We start from the raw sequence: 16,798 nt of genomic DNA, 5'->3' as shown, positions 1-16,798 counted from the left end.
TAATATGTTATCCTATTCATTCGCTTTTGAGAAGCATTTAAGGTAAAATAATCCTATAACATCTAAATTTAGGGAGGGTTATCATGCAAGATTTTCACTATCAAAATGGAACAAAGATTATTTTCGGTCGTGAGACTGAAGCAAGCGTGGGTCAGGAATTAAAAAAATATACAAACAAGGTGCTACTGCATTATGGAGGCGGTTCAATTAAGAAAACTGGGCTTTATGACAAAGTGATGCACTCACTTCATGAGGCTGGAATTGAAGTCTTTGAACTTGGAGGAGTTAAACCAAACCCTCGTCTTTCACTGGTTCGAAAAGGAATTAACCTTTGTCAAGAACAAGAAATTCCATTTATTTTAGCAGTTGGTGGAGGGAGTGTAATTGATTCTGCTAAAGCAATTGCAGCAGGCGTTCACTATGAAGGTGATGTTTGGGATTTATTCTGTGGCGTTGCTGTTGAACATGAGTGTTTACCACTCGCGACTATTTTAACCATTCCCGCTGCCGGTAGCGAAACAAGTAGTGGAACGGTTGTCACAAACGACGAAATTGGTTTAAAACGTAGTTTCGGTCATGAATCGTTACGCCCTGTTTTTTCAATTTTAAATCCTGAGTTAACCTTTACTCTTCCCACCTATCAAACAGCCTGTGGAATTGCTGATATGTTAGCACATGTTTTAGAACGCTATTTTACTAACGAACGTCATGTTGACATAACAGACCGCTTATGTGAAGCTACCATGAAATCAATTATTGATAATGGTTTACGTGTCATGAATGATCCCTTCAATTATGATATTCGTGCAGAACTGATGCTTGCTGGAATGATTGCCCATAATGGCAGTTTAGATATGGGCCGTATTGGCGATTGGGCAAGTCATGATATTGAACATGAATTAAGTGGCATGTATGATATTGCTCATGGAGCAGGTCTTGCTATCATCTTCCCCGCTTGGATGAAATATGTCTATCATCATGATGTTAATCGTTTTGCTCAATTCGGAAGTCGCGTCTTCAATTTAGAGATCAACTTAAATCATCCAGAAGAAACAGCTTTACTGGCAATTGAAAAACTTGAATCATTCTTTAAAGCTTTAGGACTTCCAACTTCTTTTAGCGATGCCGATCTTCCAACTGATCACATTGAAGAATTAGCTCAAAAGTTAGTTTGTGATTGTGACTCTGTTGGAAACTATGTTCCAATTAAAGAAGCAGACGCGCTCGAAATTTATCGATTAGCTCTATAAAGGTGACGTCTACTTCACAAAATTTTCGTCACCTTTTGAATTCAGTTTAAGTTTTCTTAAGTAGGAACAACGGAGTACTACTTGTATCTTAAAAAGTGTATCGATATGATACACTTTTTTTATTAAACGTTTTGAGCGCTTTGATAGGTTCTGACAAGCATTCTTAAAAAATTATAACAAACAAAGGCTATGACTGCTGTTGCTAAAAATAATTCGATTCCAGAAAGTTGTTTAATCAAAACTCCTAATCCTTCTAGTTCGTGGTTTATTAAATAGTTAGAAAAGCTAGTCGAAGCAACAGTTCCGATTGCTAATGGGAAGGTTAATCCTGCAAAGCCTGGATGGAAAGAAAATCTAAAAAATTTGGGAATGTTATAGAGAATAAAAATGAATGAACTAAAAATAACGGCATAAAGCCCATATAAAATAAGTGGATTAGGCTCTGCAAAAACATTTAAGAAACTCACTATTACTAAACTTCCTGGGGCAATCAAAATCACCGTTGTATGATAAAGTTGTTCTGCAATGGGACGTTTTAACAAACGAAGAATCATGAACGGCATAATGATAATAAACATCACTAATCCATACCAACAGATCACTTCTTGTAAAACTTGATTTCCCATTGCACTCCCAACGACGGTTGATACAAGTAACCCATCATAAGTCACAAACCAAGTTGGCGTAAAGGAATCCTTATTCACTCCTTTCACTACATGCTCATAAGTAAAAACAACCGTATGAATTAAATGAAGCAATATTCCGATATACCAAAAAGCCTTTCCTATTGTTTCCTCATAATTGACCAGATAACTTCCTATAATCATCGTCAACATGGAAAAAGTTCCATACAGACTAGCTGGAACAGCCTGCTTATACTCAGATTTAAAAATTCGAAAGTGAACTGTTATTTTAAGTAATGCTGCTAACCGGACCAAAATAGCCACCATCATAGCAAGATGCTTTAAGATTGGAAAACCAAGTAATAAATAGATATTCGATAGCGTGACCAGCCCAACTGAAGTGGCTAGTACTCCAACAGGTAGACGACCTATTTTTTCTAATAATCTCATACTCTAGCACTCCATTTCTTTTTTAAAATTACTATTTCTATTTGCTATCTTTAGTTTATCCAAAGTTATTCAAAGCATAATTAATTTACGCATAAAAAAACCAACACTGATTCAAATCAATGTTGGTTTTATCAATAAGGGGTAAATTACATTTTAAAAGGGCTATCAATTAATCATTATTTTTGATAAGACTTCACAAAAAGTCTTACAAAGTTATAGAAAACAAAAGCAATAATTGCCGTTGTCATATAGATTTGAATGCCTGAAACTTCTTTAATAAATGCTCCAAGTGTTTCCATTCCCTGTGCCATTAAGAAGTTTGACATTTTCATTGACGCCACCACTCCAATTGCTAGTGGGAATGTTAATCCTGCAAAGCCTGGGTGGAATGCAGGTTTAAAAAATTTAGGGATATTGATTAAAATAAAAATTAACGTTGCAAAGACTGCTGCGTATAAACAATAAACCACGACAGCATTAGGGTTTGGGATGACGTTTAAATAACTAACTAAACATAAACTACTTGGTGCTAATAAAATAGCACTTGTATGATATAAAGCATCCGGGATTGGTCGTTTAATCATACGGATAATCATAAATGGGATAATAATGATAAAGACTGTAATTCCATAAAAGACAATACATTTTGATAACATTGGCTCGTTCATAGCCGTTCCAACAACGGTTGAAACTAGTAATCCGTTATAAGTTACAAACCAACTTGGAATAAAGGTCTCTTTTTTCACACCTTTAATCACATTTCGATATGTAAAAATTAAGATATGCAGAATATGAAGACAAACACCTGTTAACCAAATGGCTTTTCCAATTGTCTGTTGATAGCTAAAGATATAACTCCCTAGGATCATCGTTAACATGGTAAAAGTGGCATATAAACTAGCTGGAACGACATTTTGATACTCTTGTTTAAATGTTTTAAAATGAACCGTGATTTTAATGAACGCAGCAATCCAAATCACTGCTGCAATCATCATACTCACATGACGAATGCCTGTGTATCCAAGCGTCAAATAGACGTTAGAAAGCGTCGCCATCCCAACACAGGTTGCAATCACTCCAACCGGAAGATTTGCAATCTTACTAATCAAATTTTTCATACGTTGAAACTCCTCTTTCGTTTTTAACTACCGATACAAAATACTCTCTACTTTTCTTGATACGTATATTCACAGTTATCTGTTAAATGGAAGAAATCAGAATAATCAATATTGAAGATAGATTTTTCCACTTTTGAGATGTTTATCTTTTCTTTAATCAATTGTGTTAAGACACCCGAATAAGATAAATCTCCTTGGATAATCGCCCCATAGATTACTCCATCTTTATGGATAATTTTTTTATAATTTAAAGCTTCGTCACAGTCTACTTCAACCGTGTAAGTTTCATCTGCTGGTTCTGGTGTTCCAAGTGACATCGTTGGAATATGTAAAAAATTCATGGTTGATTTACTTGCAAAGAAATCTGTTAACTCACGTGTTTTTCCACACATATTACTTACTGCAATAATTCCTTCTTTAACAGCTGCTGGCCAAATTGGATTTCGTCCTGAAATATCTCCCGCACCAAATACTGATTCATCATTGGTTTGACCATATTCGTTAAAAATAAGTCCAAATCGATCGCATTCAATTCCACTACCTTCTAAGAAGGCAACATTTGAACGAACACCCGTCGCCACAATCAAGAAATCACAAGGAATCGTTAATCCATTGGATAAGACTAATTCTTTGACTGCTCCTTCATCATCTAAGATGACTTCTTGCACCGCAGTATCATAATATTGAGTCACCCCTTCGTTTGTAAAAGCATCTTGATATCGTTTAGCAGCCTTTTTATCTAACTGAATTGAGAGCATATGTCCTTTAAACTCAACTAATGTTAAATTTTTTCCATAGTGTAGCAGACCTGTTAAGGCATCAATCCCAACAAGCCCTGCCCCCATTACCACGATATTTGTTGCTAATTTCGCTTTTTCTTTGATTTCAATCGCATCATCTAAGTTACGAAGGCCATAAACATTTTTAGCTTCTTTTAAATTTTTCACTGGAGGGAAGAAGGTTGAAGCACCTGTTGCTAGTAAAACTTTATCATAAGAAACAACATCACCATTAGATAAGGTCAACTCTTTTTTATCCTTATCTAATGCTTCAACACTTACTCCTTTAATCCAGTTAATCTTATTTCTTTCAATAAATCCATCTTCTACGAATTCAAGTTTTTTGATATCTCGGATTCCCTCTAAATAATGATGTAGAATACAACGTGAATAGATGTACTCATCTTTTGAAATTAAGGTGATGTTAGCGTCTGGTTCCATTTGGCGTAAATACTTTGCACCATTCACACCTGCGGCTGAGGCACCGACAATGACATAGTTCATGTTATTTTACCTCCTCAAGTGTGATAGCTTCCATTGGACAATTTGCGACACATTGAGGTGTTTTACATTCTGTCGAAGTACACATATCACATTTCATAATATATTTTTGTTCAAAACGGTCCGCTCTTAAAACACCGTAAGGGCATGCCATAATACACATATAGCAACTTGCACAACGTGTTTTATCATATTGAACATATCCTGTTTCTTGATTTTTACTCATGGCACCTGTCATACACGTATAAACACATTCTGGTAAATCACAATGACGACAGAAAATAGGACTATTTTTTCCTTTACTATCAATCACGACACGGTTTCTTGAATCTTCACTATCATGAGACACAATACATGCTGTGACACATGTTAAACAACTAATACACTTGCTGCGATCAATCTTAATGCGTTCCATGTTTATGCCCCCTTCACTTTTTTGATTTGAACTGGTGTACTCTTATAAGATGGTTCTTTTGAATAACTATCATATAATGATGGTGTTAAGGCATTCGTTTCAATATAGTGAATCGGTGCAAATAACTCATCATAAGCAACTGTATCTGAAATCATGGCCATAAATTGTTTACTTACACCATTGATTGAAGACACTTCAATGATTTCTTGATTTTCAATTCCTAATTCTTTAGCAAGTTTTTCATTAATATGAATGTAGGCTTGATGTGACACGGCATCATTAACGTAAGGAATTTCACGTGTTCTTGATTGAGTATGCCATTGTCCAACCGTTCCACGACCTGTATTTAGGATATAAGGGAAATCCTCACTCAGTTTTAATGGGTTATCCATTGGATTTTCAAACATAAATTTTGCTTTTTTACTTGGTGTATAGAATTGACCATCTTCATATAAACGACGTTGATCTTCTGTTAAAACATCGCCTTCTTTAAATGGCCATTGAATTCCTTTAGAATCTACTAATCCATCATAGTCCACACCTGTAATATCACATGGCATTCCTTTTGAACATTTTTTCATTAAGTTAAACACATCACGAGGGGTTTGCCACGCATCTAGTAATGACCCCATTCCAAGTGCTTTTCCAACATTTAAAATCACATTGAAATCATTCATTTCGTTCTCTTCCATTTGTAACGCAGGACGAACGGCTGATAAACGACGTTCTGTATTAATAATCGTTCCTTCTTTTTTAAGACCTGAAACAACTGGGAAGAACACATCACAATTTTCTGAGCTTTCTGTATCATCATAAATATCTTGAACGATAAAGAGTTCTAATTTCTCCATAGCTTCTTTAAAGGTTTCATTATTAATCCATGAATGACGAGGATTTGTACATAAAATCCAAAGAGCTTTAATTTCTCCTGCATTGATTTTCTCAATGATTGCATTATAAGGAAGCGTTGGTTTAGTTGGAAGTAAAGACTCCTCTATTCCTAGTGCATTCGCAACAGCTGCACGTCTCACTGAATTATCGTAATCTCCACCCCCATATAATCCGGCTGTATTACTAAAAAGTCGAGATCCCATTGCATTACTTTGTCCGGTAATCGAGTTAGCTCCTGTTCCTGGACGTCCAATGTTTCCAGTCATTAGAGCAATATTAATAATGGCCTGAGCATTACGAACGGCTTCATAGCCTTGGTTAATTCCCATTGTCCACCAAAGTGAAACATTTTTTCCTTCATGAATCATCGTTGCTAATTCAAGAACTTGTTGTGCCGTGATATGTGTTTTTTCTTCAACTTGATCTAATGTATAGTCTTTGACAAATTCTTTAAAAGCTTCAAAGTTTTCAGTATGAGCTTCGATATAAGCTTCATCAATCCATCCTTTTTCAATTAACGTATTTGCTAACGTATACATTAACGTTAAATCTGACTTCGCTTTTAAACGATAGAAATAATCGGCACGTTTAGCTGTCTCAGAATTACGTGGATCAATGACAATCACTTTTTTACCTGGAATTTTATTAGCTTTGATTCGTCCCCAAATAATTGGATGTGCCACCACAGGGTTGGCCCCAATTAAAATAATCGTATCCGATAATTCAAAATCATTTAACGTATACGGTGGGGCATCGAATCCAAAGCTTTGTTTATGTGCAACAACACTTGTCGCCATACATAAACGTGTATTTCCATCTACATTAGCCCCCATGAAGTTACGCATGACATGTCCATATAACGCCATTTCTTCAAGAGTTAATTGTCCGGTACTAATTCCGGCTACACTTTCGCGACCATATTTTTCGCTAATTTCTGTTAATTTAGAGGCCGTATATTGAAACGCTTCATCCCAAGAAACATGTTTAAAACTTCCATCTTCCTGTTTTAAACGAGGTAATGGATTAGGTTTAATGATAGAATGTTGTTTATCTAAATTAAGACCTTTTATACATGAAAATCCATTATTGACAGGATACCCTTTTGTTGGAATGACTTTTTTTATTGTTTCATCTTCAACCATAAAATCGATATTACATGCTAAAGAACAATAGTTACAAGTTGATTGTACTTTTTTCATAAATAACTCCTTTTATTAAGACGGGATTTTTTCTTCCTTATTGTATCCAAAACTTTCAAATTCATGAATAATCCCTGACATTTCAATCTCACATCATCAACGGTATCATCTGATGGATTATACGTATCGAACACCATTCCAATACACATTATCTTTAACAATGATTTCATCATTTAGCTCGATTCCGTCAAGTGCCCATTTTTTGAACTCCATAAATCCTGTTCGGTCCACAATATAGCCGATATGTTCTTTTCCACCTGGTGCTTCTTTATCGATATATTCTGTTACATATTTATACGTATTTGTAATGACTTTTACAATTGTATCTTCATCTGCCCAAATCATAAAGTCTTCCGCTAAACGTGGATTTTTCTTACCTGTACGTCCCATAATCACTAAACGATAATATTTTTTCTGACTACGCGTCCAGGCAGCTGTTGGACATTGAATCACACATTCTCCACATCCGATACATTTAGATCCATCACGTAACACTTTAAAGTTCTCAGCACTTAAAGCTCCCGTTGCCTTTTTCTTACAAGCCCTTACGCAAGCTCCACAAGAAATACAACGATCTTTATCATATTGCGGCATTGTCATCCCAATAATTCCAAAGTCTTGCATACGTGCTTTTATACAGTCATTTGGACATCCCGTTAATGCAATTTTAAAGTGTAAATCATTTGGGAAAATTTCTTTTTCAATACGTTTGGCAAACTTCGTTGTATTATAGTTTGCAAAAGGACAAACGTTATTTCCAATACAAGCTGAAACGTTACGTGTTCCCGCTGCTGAGTATCCTGTTCCTTCCACTTCTTGATTGATCTCAAGTTCATCAATAATCGGTTGAAGTAATTCATTAACTTTCGGAATATCTTCAAATTTAATGCCTGGAATTTCAAAACCTTGACGGATTGTAATATGCACTGATCCATTTCCATAAGTATTAGCAATATCATAAATTTTTAATAATAAATCAGCTTTTAAATAACCTCCCGGTACACGCACCCTAGATGCTGTAACCCCTCGATGCTTAGTAACACGGAAAGCATTTTTTTTAAGTGACTTTGTATTCATATCCATGTGACTAACCTCCCTAATCGATTAAATCTTTTCCTTTAGTGTAATTGAAAACGGGTCCATCTAAGCAGATATACGTATCATCAATTTTACAGTGACCACATTTCCCAATTCCACAACACATTTTACGTTCTTGCGAAATCCAAATTTGCTCCTGTGCAATGCCACGTTTTAAAAATTCTTGAACCGTAAAATGCATCATCATAGGAGGTCCAACCACAATCACTTGAACTTCATTTAAATTCTCAATGTTCAACTCTGGAATGTACTTGGTTACTAACCCAACATTTCCAGTATACCCTTCTGGTGCCTGATCCACGGTTAAAATCACATTGGCTGATGTTTCCCATCGTGCTAAATCTGACTTAAATAATACATCTTCAGGTGACTTAAATCCTGTGATTAATGTAAATCCTTTCGTTTGATCTGAATGCGTCGCAAAATAATCCACTACACCACGCACCGGCGATAATCCTGTTCCACCTGCTACGACAATTAATTCTTTATCTTTATATAGCTCCACATCAAATCCATTTCCATAAGGACCACGTAAGAATAACTTGTCACCAACATATGTATTGAAGATTTCGTTTGTCACACGCCCCACTTTACGAATGGTTAAATCTACAAAATCTTCTCCGATTCCACTTACTGAGATGGGAGCCTCTCCATACTTTGGAATCGATACTTCAAAGAATTGTCCTGGTTTCACATCTCCCGTGAATGACATTCGGAATGTATACTCAATTTCAGTATGTTGAATGACTTCTTTTATTTCTGATAAAAATGGGATGTATTCATTGATTTCCATATTACTCCACCTCATCCATCGCTTTTTCTAATTTATTGATACAATTTGAAAACGAGATATACTCTGGACAAATATCATCACAACGTCCACAACCCACGCACATATGATATCCAAATCGCTTTTTATAGTCATAAATTTTGTGCATGACTTTAAAACGCATTTTTTGTCCATTTGTTTGTCTAAATGAATGTCCCCCAGCCATATCCGTAAAGCCATGAACTTGACAAGAAGCCCAAACACGACGACGTTCTCCACATTTTTGATTGTCTTTGTAAAAAATATCTTGCATTGTATAGCAAGTACACGTTGGACAAACAAAATTACAACGTCCACAACCGATACAACGAGCACTATACTCTTCCCAAACAGGTGAGTAGACAACTCGAAGATCTAATTTTTCTGGGATCTTAACACGAGTCGGATTACTAGTCACAAATTGTGGTTTAATTTCAGTTGAATTATGGTCTAATTCCACTAAAAGCTTTCTTAATTCTTCATCCTTTACATCGAATGAAACGACGTCTCCTTCAACATGAATATATGAGTCATACTGATCAAAGCGATTGGTTTCCATATCCACACAGAAGCAACTTTCAAAACTTTGTGCACATCCCATAACAACGAACTTTGTTTTTTCACGGAACTTTTTATAATAAATATCCTCGAATCCACCATTATTTAAATAGATTTCATCTAAACGACGAACGGCATGCATATCACAGCTTCTTAAGAAAATTAATATTTTCTCTTCATTCATCTTTGCTTCTTTTACCTCATCCTCTGTAAAGAAGAATAACGTTTGTGTGATTGGTAGAATCACTTCTTTATATGAAAAACTTGATTTAACATCAAAAATAATCTCTTCAATTGATTGAATCTCTCCATAGCGAACACGATCAGTATCTGAAAATGTCCCTTGCCCCTTAAAATTTTTAGGAGCATAAATACGATACTCTTTGTTAAGTGTGGCTAAGACTGTATTAAAATCTGATTTATTCATCTTTAATCCCATCATAAAACCTCATTTCTTAGGAAATAAAAAAACTCGTTGCTTAGTTTTCACTAGAACGAGGTTATTGTATACTATTTCACAACTAAATTCCGTGATAAAAATCACACATTGGGTGATTTTTATCACAAATAAGTGTTTTTTTTGACTTTTATTTAGTTTTGTGGTAATCACCTAATGCTTTAAGGTCCGATATATATATTTTCTTATGTTCATATCTAACTAACCCAGCATCAATTAATTTTTTCAACGCTCTTGAGACGGTTTCTCGTTGTGCACCCACCAATTGTGATAAATAAACAACACTTAACGGAATATCAATCACATATCCATCTGATGTTGGAATTCCATAGTCATGACAAAGGCGATAAAGTTTAGCTGCTATTTTTTTTTCCATTGCAATATTAGTTGGAGCATTTTTTAATTGTCGATATGTTCGTCGAAGTTTAGATGAATACTGACCCAACACAGCTTTTGTTAACTCAAAATCTGTTTGCATTAATTTAATAAACATCGCCTTTTCATACGCTAACATACAACATTCTTCAAAACATTCACAATTAACGGCACTGGGAAGATTTTGAACTAAATCATCATTCAAAATATGACCCTGGTCTAGAATAAAAATAATTCGCTTTTCACCGTTCTCACTTAATTTATAAACAGAAACCTTTCCACTTAACACAATATAAACTAATTCTGTCACCTCACGGTCCCGAATGACGTACTCTCCTTTTGAAAAATGACAGACTCGTACCTCTTCTTTTAACTTTTGAATGGTATTTTTTGATACAGTTGAAAATAAGGCCATTTTGTTGAAAACCGACTCATGAATTTTTTGCATATCCATTCTTCGCTCCTATCTTTGCGTCTCAACTCACTCTTTTCTATTTATTTTCTACCCACTGTTACTCACTATCATACAATTAAACCAAAAAAATTAAAACTATCATTTTTTTCAACCATCATCCGTCTATTTGTCATACCTAATTAAAATCCTAAACTATTCACTTAAAATTTAGGTTAAAATAAAAAACCTCTTATCCAGATTGATAAGAGGTTTTTTATTGATTTGATAACTTTCCCATTCGATATAAAAACCAAATCACAAATAGAATAATGACCAAGAGACTTGCAAACGAACTTCCTGTATAACCATTTTCTGTAATTCCTGTATCTGTTGTCGAACAAGATTGGCACGTCGTATCCGTCGTTGTCACACTCATATTTCGCTGCAAATTAACCATTTCATTCCCTCCCTCTATACCCTATTCTTTTTCATGATTCGCGTATAGGAAAAGCACCTAAAACTAGGTGCTTTTTCTGATTATAAGATGATGATTAGAGCTAAATAAGCAAAGAATGATAACGTCGCGATAATATGCCAACGTCTCATATTTTTAGCTTTTGTCATGAGATAACCTGTGATTCCAATGAACAACATAACTGCTGAAAATCCTAAATACTTCATGAAACTTGGTGTTCCAAATTTCATGATGGTCTCCCCAAGCATTCCTAAAATAGCTAATGATCCTAATACAATATGAGTATTTCGTAAAAACTTTGATTTTTTATTCATCATTCTAGGAATGTAATAGATTAATAATGCTCCAAAAAAACACGTATGTGATAACATTTGTTCAACTCCTTAATTTTTAATAGTCTCAATTTTAACGAAGAAGTAGTAAAACTTACAAAGAATTAAAAGGATTAAAAATAAACGCATATGTAAACTATCAATTAAAATAAATGGAAACATTAACATAAAATCGGCAAATAATAAAATCGTCCATTTTTGTTTTAATGTCATTTTTTTACTTTCAACAAACGTTTCTAAATGCTTTTGATATAACTTTGTTCCTTTAAACCATCGATCAAAGCGATCCGAACCTTTTACAAAACAAACTGATGCTAAAAGTAAAAAGGGCGTCGTGGGTAAAACTGGAAGGATTACACCAATCAATCCAAGTCCCATTGAAAGTAATCCAATCGTTACTAATAAACCTTTTTTTACTTTGTTCATACTTTTTCCTCTCCTTAATAAAACCAATGTTTGATAAATTCAACTGGGCGATAAATCAACAGTCTTGGCCCTGAAAATCTCATCACTTCTTTGACTTTCATTTTCATATCTTTTTTATAGCAATGAATCGGACACTTTCGACAAGCCGTTTTTTCATCACCAAACTTACAAAAACTTAATCGTTTGTGCGCATACTCTAATAATGCTTGGCACTCTTCACAAAGGTCCTTTTGTTGTTGATGTTTTTTATGACAATAAATTTCAATCATTAACTGAATAATTTGTTTTTCTTTCTCCACTCTTCCTAACTTTTTCATAAACCCTCCTTATCAATGATAATCATTATCACTATAGTTTTAAAAAGGAAGAGGATTATTGAAATCCTCTTTAATTTTGATATAACTTTTGATTTTCTAAACGATAGACCTTCTCACAGACTGCAGTCGTTGACTTACGATGTGAAATTAAAATAACCGTTTTATCTTGTCCATAGTCTTGAATTGATTTTAAAATCGATCCTTCATTTAAAGCATCTAAGTTACTTGTTGGCTCATCTAAAATTAAGACATCACCATTATGTAAAAACGCACGAGCTAATCCTAAACGTTGCTTCTCACCAGATGAGACCATTCCACCAAGCTCCCCAACTTTTGTTTGATAACCTTTCGGTAAACTTTCAATAAATTCATGAATCGATGCCTTTTTAGCAGCTTCTATTACCTCTTCAAGACTTGCATCCTTGCAACCAATTTTAATGTTATTTTCAATCGTATCATTAAATAAATACGTCTCTTGACTAACAAGAGTTTGTTTCAATCTTAATGAGGCCGTTGGAATTGACTTAATATTCGTTCCGTCAATGAAGACATGACCTTTTTTTGTGTCAAAATAGCGCATTAATAACTTAATAAACGTACTTTTTCCAATTCCACTTTCTCCGATTAATGCTAACTTTTCACCTTTTTCAATGTGAATCGATGCTTCATCAAGTAATAAGTGATCACTATTTGGATAGGCAAATGAAACTCGATCTAGTGTCATCTCATTCATCGTCAGTGGCATTTGTCCGCTCACTTCTTCAACTTGTGGCATTTCATCTAGTAACTCGAATAAACGCTCGGCACAGGCAAACGTATGAGCTAATGTGTTCGATAAATTACTTAATGCAACAACCGGTCCAAATGAAGAAGCAATCACAACAAGCGCTACTAAAACTAATGTTAAAGTCACGGCTCCGATTGAGTAAAGGTATGCTCCAACTCCTAGGAATACAAGCATTGCAAGCGTAATAATGGTACTTGTAATTCCCGTCACGATCCCTTCGTGATCTTTAATTTTACGAATACTTTCATTTAACTCCTCAGACTTTTGATTTAATTGAGTTAAGCGTTCCTGTCCTTGATTAAATAGTAAAATCTCTTTTAATCCACGTAATGAATCTAGAATATATTGATTACTACTTCCAAACTCACGACGATAATTAACCCCAGCCTCACTTACTAATTTCGAAGAAGCGTAAGGGACCACAAATCCAACTAAAATAAAGAAGAAGGCTGCTAACACCCCATAAATCGGATGAATGAACCATAAAAGTGCCGTAATCATCGAATTGGTTAAAATCGCAATTGCAATCGGCGCAATCGTATGTGCATAAAAGACTTCAAGTAATTCAATATCAGATGTAATCAGTGAAATTAAATCTCCTTTATCACGTCCTTCTAATTTTGCGGGAGCAAGTGTACGAAGTTTAGCAAAGATTTTATCACGCAATAAATATAAAATTTTAAAGGCAATATAATGTCCTGATAATTGTTCTCCATAACGAAGTAATCCACGCATCACGGCACAAACTGCCATGATGGTGATAGCTGCTTTAAATGAAACAATAGTAGCTCCTTCAACTAATGTTCCAAGTGCTACTGCTGCAAAACTAGCAATGGAGATAGCTGTTAAAAACCCTAAAACTCCAAGGGTAATTGTAATCATCATCACCCCAACTAATGGCTTTAATTCTTTTAAGAGGCGCATCATAATCTTAAATCCAGATTGACGTTTCATCTACTCCACCTCCCTAATCATTTCTAATTGTTGTTGACTTTCAACCATGTGAGCGTAAACTCCATTTTGACTCATTAAATGATCATGTGTTCCCGATTCAACCAGTGTTCCTAATTTAAACACATGAATTGCTTTCGCACGTTTCACGCTTGCTAAACGATGTGAAATGACTAAAATTGTTTTTTGCTGTGATAACTCATAAATAGCATCCCAAATCGCTTCTTCGCTTTCAACATCAATATTTGAAGTTGCTTCATCAAAAATAATCACATCACGATTCGCTAAAATCACACGTGCTAAAGCTAAACGTTGTTTTTGTCCACCTGATAATGAACTTCCATTTTCTGAAACTTCAGTTTCTAAACCTTTTGGTAGTCCAGCAATAAACTGATCAAGTCGTGCCATTTTTAAGGCTTGATTCACTTCTTCTGATGTAGCATCACGTTTTGCCATTAGTAAATTTTCTTTAATGCTTCCTTTAAAAATATGACTATGCGCTGAAACTAATGACACATGCTCATATAAAGCTTCAGTTTTTAACTGAGTTAAATCTACTCCATTGATTAAGATACGTCCACTAGTTGGTCGTTTTTGTCCAATTAATAACGTCGCCATTGTACTTTTTCCACTTCCACTTTCCCCAACAATTGCAGTTAAACCGCCATTTGTTAAGTCAAATGAAATGTCATTTAGAACTTGGCGTTCTCCATCATAACTAAAGTTAATGTTCTCCACTTCAATCTTCACAGATGAATCCTTTTTAAAATCACAAGGGTTCTTAACTGCCACTTCTTCTGTATCCAATAAAGCAAAGATTCGATCACTTGCCGCCATTCCATTCATCGCAATATGGAAGTAAGATCCAAGTAATCGCATTGGAATAAAGAATTCAGATGATAGTAAAATAATGACAATTAATTCTCCAACATTTATGGCACCCTTTTGGAATTGATAAAGAGCGACAATCGTTCCTAGTGCTGAACCCCCAAAAGCAATTAAATCCATAATATTAATTGAATTTAGCTGCATACTTAACAATTTCATCGTAATACGACGGAACTTTTCCGCTTCTTCATTCATTTCAAGATGCTTAATGTCATCTTGTCCATAAACTTTTAAAGTCGTTAGTCCTTGTAAGTTTTCGAGGAATGTATCTCCAAGATCCGCATAGTTATTCCAATAATCTTTCATGATACGTTTAGCGACTTTCATTAAGGCAATAATTGATATTGGAATTAATGGGACACAGGCAATAAATACTAACGCGACTTTCCAAGAAATCGTTGAAATGACGACAAATAGAGTTAAAGGAGCTAATAATGAATAGAAAAATTGAGGTAAATATTTCCCAAAATAAATTTCTAGCTGTTCAACTCCTTCAATTGAAATCTGAACAATTGTTGAGGTTGGCTGTGATTTTTGATAATCCATTCCTAAGCGTAATAACTTTTCATAAATTAAAGAACGTAAGGTACTACGTGCTTTTGCTGATGATTTATACGAGAATTTTCCATAATAATGGTGAGCAATAAATTTTGCAATCAATAAGATAATAAGTAACGGAATAGCAACCGCTAATGTTAAATGTTTCGTCAAATAAAAATGACTTAATCCTTTTGATAACGTCTCCCCCGCTACCATTGCATTAATAAATAATCCCATCATAAAGATAATGGCAATGTTACATATAATCCCAATCCAACTACAAAGGAGGGTTAAAAACATATATTTTTTAGACTCTTCACAAATCGAGATGAGTCGTTTATTAATCATCATACACTTCTCTCCTATCTACTGTTGATAATGATTATCAAATTCATAATTAGATTATATCATAGGTCATAAAAAAAACTTTAACTATATTTAGATTTTTACCATCAAAATATAGTTAAAGTTTCCCAATTAATGTTCCACGAACCACAAATCGATTTTTAATCGGCCCAAAGTAGATGAAAGGATGACAAGTTACCAAAGTTAACGTGGGAGTTTTCGTTTGCTCGAAAATAAAGGAATCATCCGGATTTAACACATGAATCTCATTCACTTCATAAATCCATGTCCCATAAATCGTTTGAACGAAAATCTCATCACCGACTGCAATGGCTTGAAGTTCCCATAAAAACTCCTCTCGATGCCCGTAAATTAAGCAATTCCCATTTTCACCAGGTAACACGGATAAAGGATCATGACCAAGCCCCTTCGTCAATTGCTGATTCTCAATCCCCTGATAGAGCGGGATAGGAATTTCTTTTAAGTAACTGACACTTCCAATGCGAGCATTAGTAGAGGGAATCTCATCATATACCATTGAAAATAACTCTCGCATCGATAAATCAAGGCTATTTAATCCCAGTGGTAGTTGCCACGTTAAGGATGCTTGTTCTTTATAATATTGCATCCGAGCTAAATTTCCAATCGGGATTAAAAAGCAAATGAATCCGATTAATATGAATAATTGACTTAATCTCTGTCTCATTTGATAAAAGACGCAACCGCTTCGCGTCATATTCACATCCCTTGCAAATCATTCTTCTTTAGTTTATCACTCCTTTTAAAAGCTATTCATCAAAAAAGTATCCCTGTCTGCTTGA

The 16,798-nt window shown here is 34.7% G+C and carries 17 protein-coding genes; 1 reads left to right on the top strand and 16 read right to left on the bottom strand.

Translation table 11 applies throughout. The features are described from left to right. The first annotated feature begins 83 nt into the window (after positions 1–83). A complete protein-coding gene (locus J6D32_RS00400) occupies positions 84–1,250 on the top strand; it encodes an iron-containing alcohol dehydrogenase (protein ID WP_006783540.1) in 1,167 nt (388 codons plus the stop codon). 122 nt (positions 1,251–1,372) lie between these two features. Here J6D32_RS00400 and J6D32_RS00395 read toward each other — a convergent pair whose 3' ends face one another. From J6D32_RS00395 to J6D32_RS00320, 16 genes are all read right to left on the bottom strand, one after another. Then, the gene (locus tag J6D32_RS00395) at positions 1,373–2,323 is read right to left on the bottom strand and encodes a TDT family transporter (protein ID WP_287467152.1); all 951 of its coding nucleotides are present in this window, start codon (positions 2,321–2,323) and stop codon (positions 1,373–1,375) included. Positions 2,324–2,499: 176 nt separating this feature from the next. Next, complete coding sequence (locus J6D32_RS00390) at positions 2,500–3,441, bottom strand: TDT family transporter (RefSeq protein ID WP_287467151.1); 942 nt, start codon at positions 3,439–3,441, stop codon at positions 2,500–2,502. A 47-nt stretch (positions 3,442–3,488) separates the two neighbouring features. Continuing rightward, entirely contained in the window at positions 3,489–4,724 is a 1,236-nt protein-coding gene (locus tag J6D32_RS00385; protein WP_132942775.1) for an NAD(P)/FAD-dependent oxidoreductase, read from the bottom strand. 1 nt (position 4,725) lies between these two features. Beyond that, entirely contained in the window at positions 4,726–5,136 is a 411-nt protein-coding gene (locus J6D32_RS00380) for a 4Fe-4S dicluster domain-containing protein (protein WP_006783536.1), read from the bottom strand. Between the two features lie 2 nt (positions 5,137–5,138). Continuing rightward, positions 5,139–7,226 carry a molybdopterin oxidoreductase family protein gene (locus J6D32_RS00375; RefSeq protein WP_132942774.1) on the bottom strand — a complete coding sequence of 696 codons (2,088 nt, stop codon included), beginning with the start codon at positions 7,224–7,226 and terminating at the stop codon, positions 5,139–5,141. Between the two features lie 117 nt (positions 7,227–7,343). Beyond that, positions 7,344–8,309, bottom strand: coding sequence for a sulfite reductase subunit C (gene asrC / locus J6D32_RS00370; RefSeq protein ID WP_009607592.1), 966 nt, complete (start codon positions 8,307–8,309; stop codon positions 7,344–7,346). A gap of 13 nt (positions 8,310–8,322) precedes the next feature. Next, complete coding sequence (asrB, locus tag J6D32_RS00365) at positions 8,323–9,117, bottom strand: anaerobic sulfite reductase subunit AsrB (protein ID WP_006783533.1); 795 nt, start codon at positions 9,115–9,117, stop codon at positions 8,323–8,325. 1 nt (position 9,118) lies between these two features. Further along, entirely contained in the window at positions 9,119–10,129 is a 1,011-nt protein-coding gene (gene asrA, locus J6D32_RS00360; protein WP_055164074.1) for an anaerobic sulfite reductase subunit AsrA, read from the bottom strand. A gap of 148 nt (positions 10,130–10,277) precedes the next feature. Further along, entirely contained in the window at positions 10,278–10,976 is a 699-nt protein-coding gene (locus J6D32_RS00355) for a Crp/Fnr family transcriptional regulator (protein ID WP_006783531.1), read from the bottom strand. Between the two features lie 214 nt (positions 10,977–11,190). Beyond that, on the bottom strand, positions 11,191–11,373 hold the full coding sequence (locus J6D32_RS00350) for a hypothetical protein (RefSeq protein ID WP_006783530.1): 183 nt from the start codon (positions 11,371–11,373) through the stop codon (positions 11,191–11,193). A gap of 80 nt (positions 11,374–11,453) precedes the next feature. After that, positions 11,454–11,762, bottom strand: a complete 309-nt coding sequence (locus J6D32_RS00345; protein WP_006783529.1) for a hypothetical protein — start codon at positions 11,760–11,762, stop codon at positions 11,454–11,456. Positions 11,763–11,774: 12 nt separating this feature from the next. Further along, positions 11,775–12,149, bottom strand: a complete 375-nt coding sequence (locus tag J6D32_RS00340) for a YbaN family protein (protein WP_006783528.1) — start codon at positions 12,147–12,149, stop codon at positions 11,775–11,777. A 14-nt stretch (positions 12,150–12,163) separates the two neighbouring features. Continuing rightward, a complete protein-coding gene (locus tag J6D32_RS00335) occupies positions 12,164–12,466 on the bottom strand; it encodes a nitrous oxide-stimulated promoter family protein (RefSeq protein ID WP_006783527.1) in 303 nt (100 codons plus the stop codon). Positions 12,467–12,536: 70 nt separating this feature from the next. Next, complete coding sequence (cydC, locus tag J6D32_RS00330) at positions 12,537–14,207, bottom strand: thiol reductant ABC exporter subunit CydC (protein WP_287467149.1); 1,671 nt, start codon at positions 14,205–14,207, stop codon at positions 12,537–12,539. After that, positions 14,208–15,983 (bottom strand): ABC transporter ATP-binding protein/permease, encoded by a 1,776-nt coding sequence (locus tag J6D32_RS00325; protein ID WP_132942771.1) that lies wholly within the window; start codon positions 15,981–15,983, stop codon positions 14,208–14,210. Positions 15,984–16,095: 112 nt separating this feature from the next. After that, complete coding sequence (locus J6D32_RS00320; RefSeq protein ID WP_006783524.1) at positions 16,096–16,713, bottom strand: class D sortase; 618 nt, start codon at positions 16,711–16,713, stop codon at positions 16,096–16,098. Positions 16,714–16,798 lie beyond the last annotated feature (85 nt).

Source organism: Turicibacter sp. (assembly GCF_017941855.1).
GTDB classification, from domain to species: domain Bacteria; phylum Bacillota_I; class Bacilli_A; order MOL361; family Turicibacteraceae; genus Turicibacter; species Turicibacter sanguinis.
The sequence above is the reverse complement of the archived record's forward strand: the minus strand, read 5'-3'. Positions and strand labels throughout refer to the sequence as shown.

Excerpts from the sequence above, each read along its gene's own strand:
- J6D32_RS00395 (WP_287467152.1), bottom strand. The coding sequence starts at position 2,323 with ATGAGATTATTAGAAAAAATAGGTCGTCTACCTGTTGGAGTACTAGCC.
- asrB (WP_006783533.1), bottom strand. The coding sequence starts at position 9,117 with ATGGAAATCAATGAATACATCCCATTTTTATCAGAAATAAAAGAAGTC.
- J6D32_RS00325 (WP_132942771.1), bottom strand. The coding sequence starts at position 15,983 with ATGATGATTAATAAACGACTCATCTCGATTTGTGAAGAGTCTAAAAAA.
- asrC (WP_009607592.1), bottom strand. The coding sequence starts at position 8,309 with ATGGATATGAATACAAAGTCACTTAAAAAAAATGCTTTCCGTGTTACT.
- J6D32_RS00335 (WP_006783527.1), bottom strand. The coding sequence starts at position 12,466 with ATGAAAAAGTTAGGAAGAGTGGAGAAAGAAAAACAAATTATTCAGTTA.
- J6D32_RS00380 (WP_006783536.1), bottom strand. The coding sequence starts at position 5,136 with ATGGAACGCATTAAGATTGATCGCAGCAAGTGTATTAGTTGTTTAACA.
- J6D32_RS00350 (WP_006783530.1), bottom strand. The coding sequence starts at position 11,373 with ATGGTTAATTTGCAGCGAAATATGAGTGTGACAACGACGGATACGACG.
- J6D32_RS00320 (WP_006783524.1), bottom strand. The coding sequence starts at position 16,713 with ATGACGCGAAGCGGTTGCGTCTTTTATCAAATGAGACAGAGATTAAGT.
- J6D32_RS00340 (WP_006783528.1), bottom strand. The coding sequence starts at position 12,149 with ATGAACAAAGTAAAAAAAGGTTTATTAGTAACGATTGGATTACTTTCA.
- J6D32_RS00385 (WP_132942775.1), bottom strand. The coding sequence starts at position 4,724 with ATGAACTATGTCATTGTCGGTGCCTCAGCCGCAGGTGTGAATGGTGCA.
- J6D32_RS00345 (WP_006783529.1), bottom strand. The coding sequence starts at position 11,762 with ATGTTATCACATACGTGTTTTTTTGGAGCATTATTAATCTATTACATT.
- J6D32_RS00400 (WP_006783540.1), top strand. The coding sequence starts at position 84 with ATGCAAGATTTTCACTATCAAAATGGAACAAAGATTATTTTCGGTCGT.
- J6D32_RS00355 (WP_006783531.1), bottom strand. The coding sequence starts at position 10,976 with ATGGATATGCAAAAAATTCATGAGTCGGTTTTCAACAAAATGGCCTTA.
- asrA (WP_055164074.1), bottom strand. The coding sequence starts at position 10,129 with ATGGGATTAAAGATGAATAAATCAGATTTTAATACAGTCTTAGCCACA.
- J6D32_RS00375 (WP_132942774.1), bottom strand. The coding sequence starts at position 7,226 with ATGAAAAAAGTACAATCAACTTGTAACTATTGTTCTTTAGCATGTAAT.
- cydC (WP_287467149.1), bottom strand. The coding sequence starts at position 14,207 with ATGAAACGTCAATCTGGATTTAAGATTATGATGCGCCTCTTAAAAGAA.
- J6D32_RS00390 (WP_287467151.1), bottom strand. The coding sequence starts at position 3,441 with ATGAAAAATTTGATTAGTAAGATTGCAAATCTTCCGGTTGGAGTGATT.